7 protein-coding genes are annotated in these 4,108 nt (G+C 43.8%); 4 read left to right on the plus strand and 3 right to left on the minus strand.

Annotated features, from left to right (window positions below):
• A partial coding sequence (locus B3O33_RS14585; RefSeq protein ID WP_292363877.1) for a ketose-bisphosphate aldolase occupies positions 1-622 on the minus strand: 622 nt, incomplete at its 3' end.
• 186 nt (positions 623-808) lie between these two features.
• Positions 809-1,330: an ankyrin repeat domain-containing protein gene (locus B3O33_RS14590; RefSeq protein ID WP_292360991.1), complete on the minus strand. Its 522-nt coding sequence runs from the start codon at positions 1,328-1,330 to the stop codon at positions 809-811.
• Between the two features lie 172 nt (positions 1,331-1,502).
• Between B3O33_RS14590 and B3O33_RS14595 the strand changes: the two genes are divergently transcribed.
• A complete protein-coding gene (locus tag B3O33_RS14595) occupies positions 1,503-1,676 on the plus strand; it encodes a YqaE/Pmp3 family membrane protein (RefSeq protein WP_014705602.1) in 174 nt (57 codons plus the stop codon).
• Positions 1,677-1,741: 65 nt separating this feature from the next.
• Here the strand turns inward: B3O33_RS14595 and B3O33_RS14600 are convergent, their stop codons facing one another.
• Positions 1,742-1,882, minus strand: coding sequence for an entericidin A/B family lipoprotein (locus B3O33_RS14600; RefSeq protein WP_292360989.1), 141 nt, complete (start codon positions 1,880-1,882; stop codon positions 1,742-1,744).
• 426 nt (positions 1,883-2,308) lie between these two features.
• Between B3O33_RS14600 and B3O33_RS14605 the strand changes: the two genes are divergently transcribed.
• From B3O33_RS14605 to B3O33_RS14615, 3 genes are all read left to right on the plus strand, one after another.
• Positions 2,309-2,773 (plus strand): iron dicitrate transport regulator FecR, encoded by a 465-nt coding sequence (locus B3O33_RS14605; protein WP_292360987.1) that lies wholly within the window; start codon positions 2,309-2,311, stop codon positions 2,771-2,773.
• Entirely contained in the window at positions 2,770-3,336 is a 567-nt protein-coding gene (locus B3O33_RS14610; protein WP_292360986.1) for an OmpA family protein, read from the plus strand. Before B3O33_RS14605 ends, B3O33_RS14610 begins: the two co-directional genes overlap by 4 nt.
• A 15-nt stretch (positions 3,337-3,351) precedes the next feature.
• Positions 3,352-4,108, plus strand: a 757-nt coding sequence (locus B3O33_RS14615) for a TolC family protein (RefSeq protein WP_292363878.1), incomplete at its 3' end; no start/stop codon positions are given.

Raw genomic sequence — 4,108 nt, forward strand, 5'->3', positions numbered from 1 at the left:
TTGGTGGCTTGCTGAATTTATAGGCACCATGGCTGGTACCGATGGCAACAGCCAGCGCATCGACATGCGTTTGTCTGATGAATTCAACAGCTTCATCCGGATCAGTCAATAACTGACTGTGATCCAGTTTGTCATCAGAACCATGGCCATCTTCTTCACCCATCATTCCGGTTTCCAGGGAACCCAGACAGCCAAGTTCGCCTTCCACAGAAACACCACAGGCATGCGCCATTTCAACCACTCTTCGGGTAACATCGACGTTATAGTCAAAAGACGAAGGTGTTTTCATATCGCTCATCAAAGAGCCATCCATCATCACTGAGCTAAAGCCGGATTGGATAGAGCGTGCACAGACTGCAGGCTCGGATCCATGATCCTGATGCATCACCACAGGCAAATGTGGATATTGTTCTATCGCAGCCAGAATCAGATGACGCAGAAAGGGTTCGCCGGCATAAGAACGTGAACCAGCCGATCCCTGCAGAATGACAGGACTGTCGACGGCGTCGGCTGCCTGCATAATAGCCTGGACCTGTTCCATATTACTGACATTAAAAGCTGGAATCGCAAACTGTTGTTCAGCAGCATAATCCAACAGTTGTCGCATTGATATTAACGCCATAAGCCTACCTTTTTATCTTTGCAAATCTGATGGTTTCTTAAAGAGGACTGGAGCTGAAACTGAATTTAAGTCAGCATCGACCTTGTCTGAATAAAACCATAGGCAGTTTAGGCATATTTTTTTGATAAAAAGAAGTTAGATATTTTTATGAAGCGTATAAGAAAAAGTTATGCTTATGGACAATGACTAACGATTGGACAATAGCTGAATACTGTCCTGAGCATTCATTGATTGAGCCAGACTCATGGCCGTCATGCCATCGGCCGCCTGAAAATCAGCATTAGCACCATGAGAGAGTAATAATTCCATCATTGCTGTTTGATTGAACATAGCTGCAAACATCAGAGATGTTTTTCCATCTGGGGTGGTGGCATTAACATCAGCACCATGTTCTATCAGTATTCGAGCAATATTTACATATCCTTTAAAAGCGACACCTGCCAGCGGTGATTGGTGGCGTAAATTAGCCAGTTCCGGATCGGCACCGTGTTGTAGTAAAAGTCGGGTCATCGTTTCATGCCCATTATAGGCGGCCAGCATTAACAGGCTGTTGCCATTTCTGTCACGAATATTGGGAGCCAAGCCCAGTTCCAGCGGTTTTCTTAATGCTTCGACATTACCCTGGCGGGCGAGGTCAAACAGCTGTTGCGCCAGTGCCAGAGTTTCATCATCTAGTGAAGGCTTTTGTGTTTCTTCAGGTTTATCCACGGGGTAATCCTTCATTTATTTGTCAGATACAAATCTGATCATGATAGGTTAAGCAACAGCCAGGTGGGAAGTCATTTATGCTTTGATTAAACACAGGTTAAGGTGGATTACTGAAGTGTGTCTATAATTAAACCCAATGGAGTAATCAACAAAGCAAATCAAAGGAAACACAATGGCTTTTACCGCGACCGATCCAATCAAAATTCTGTTTGCTATTTTACTTCCGCCTTTAGGGGTATTTCTGGAAGTTGGCTTTAAAGGGCATTTCTGGTTAAGTATCTTGCTCACACTGCTGGGGTTCATTCCAGGCATTATTCACGCCCTGTACGTTATTCTGAAGCATTAATCAGCAATCATAAAAAAAGCCCGGCTAACTTTAAGTGTCAGCCGGGCTTTATCATTATACAAAACCTAGTAGTTTTTATTTTCTCTTGCTGATTCTTCTACTGCACTGCCTGCTGCCTCTACATCTTTACCTGCACCTTCGATGGTGTTGCAGGCCGATAAGCCGAAGATAAAAAATAACGATAAAAATGCTGCTGTAATTTTCATACATATTTCCTTAATTCAATTGAAATGGAGTTGAAAAAAGACTGAAGCAAAGTTCAATCTTTAATGTATAGATCGAGCGGTGGGACATCGCTTTCAGTCATTCCCAACGTTATAGCTACATTTGTTTATTGTATTTTCTTCACCCTGCGTCTATTAATGCCGATCAATTTGGTTGCAGTCAAATCAAAAGAGTTATTTTTTGCTAGATAAGAAGATGCCGCAAAATTAACAAGTAAATCCAAAGCTAATTTTTGTTGTTAGAATGTGTTCAAATCTTAAAAAATGTGACAGAGTTCACATAGTGTTGGCGATAGCCTTTCGAGCCATAGGCCTCATACAAGGCTGAGCAATAAAATTAATGGGATTTGTTTCGCCATAAGCTTTAGCTGAAAACTCAAACTGGTTTGACCAATGGATGGTTAAAGAATGATGTTGTCAAAAAAAATAGCGTTAACTCTATTATCATGCTCACTGCTATTTTCGTCGGCATTGCACGCGCAAAGTGTAGGAGTCGTAAAGACATTAGTGGGAAACGTACAACTGATCCGAGCGGGTGAACCGGTTAAGGTTGTTTTGGGCGATGAAATCCACATTGCTGACAAACTGCAAACGGACAGCGATAGTAGTGTGGGGATTTTGTTTAGCGACGATACCCGCCTGGGTGCAGGTCCAAATACCCTGTTCTCAATTGATGTTTATCAGTTTGATAACGTCACCCAAAGGGGACTGGCAGATTTATCTGTAGAAAATGGAACACTCGCATTAGTGGGAGGGAAATTAACGGCAAAAAACCTTGATGCCATTAAAGTGCATACTCCAACCACGATGCTGGCGGCTTCATGTTCAACATTATCCGTAAAAGTTAATCAACTCATTAAAGAAGCGCCATGATGCTGACAAATATATTTCGAACCTTATGTTTACTGTTCATTTACGCAATGATTTCAGGGTGTAGCGTATACAGTAGTGCGGTCAATACATTTGGGCCTGAAACGCCCACCTCTGAAATTCGACAGCAGATTGAAGCGCCACTGGAGCTGGCAGAGGGAGAATCACCTTTCTGCGCCAAACCGGTTGAACCAGATCCTGTTATGGCGCCAGCGATGGCGGCCTTACCCGCAGAACCATATCGAGCTCGTTTATATTTTATTTTTGATACGAGCACGTTTACCCCGGAATCAGAAAGAGCTGCTCAAAAAGTGTTTGATGAAATAAAATCCCGCCAAATTGCTGAGGCGATTGTAATCGGACATACTGATACTATGGGCGCTGAAAAATACAATATAGGTTTGTCAGAACGTCGCGCGCAACGAGTTCAGCAAGAGCTTATCCGTCGGGGTATACCCGAAAATATTATTACCACTAAAGGCATGGGCGAATCAGAGTTGTTCATTGAAACAGCCGATGAAGTTGCTGAGGCAAGGAATCGACGTGTTGAAATCGACGTTCGCTGATGGAGTGTTGGATAAATGAACAAAAACTTTAAATTACTGGCGCTTTGTACTTCCTTCTTTACCGGCTTGACGGTATTTCACGCGCCACTTATGGCACAGACTTTGGTTCAGGCAGTTGAGCAGACGATACAGAGTAATCCGGAAATTCTGGCCGAAGCCAATCGACGACTGAGTGTTGATAAAACGATTGATCAAGCCCGTGCCGGTTACGCTCCGCAAGTTGACCTGAATTTGGGGTATGGGCGTGAATATACCAAAAATCCTGCTACACGCCCGGGAAGCGAAACACTGACTCGTGGTGAGGCTGGCATTACAGCTAAGCAAATGTTGTACGATGGGTTTTATACCAAAAGCGAAGTTGACCGTACTACCGCTTCTGCTGATTCAGCGGGTTTTGCGGTAACCGATATTTCCGAACGAACCAGTTTGCAGGCGATTGGGGCCTATCTGGATGTATTGCGTCGGCAGGATCTATTGGAACTGACGCAAACCAATCTGCAATCACATGAAACGATTTTTTCACAAATTCAACAGCGTTCCGAGAGTGGTGTAGGCCGTCGGGCAGATGTTGATCAGGCTCAGGCACGATTGGCTCTGTCAAAGTCCAATCTCGAATCACAGCTTGGTAATATCGAAGATGCCAGAACCAACTTTCAGCGAGTTGTTGGCGTGATGCCCGAAAATATTACCAATCCGGGTGATGACTGCTGTGACAAAGCACCAGCCACTTTGGATGATGCGGTTAATATTGCTTTTAACCAACATCCTACCT

Origin of the sequence: Methylophaga sp. UBA1464, assembly GCF_002325665.1 — a bacterium.
Lineage (GTDB): Bacteria > Pseudomonadota > Gammaproteobacteria > Nitrosococcales > Methylophagaceae > Methylophaga.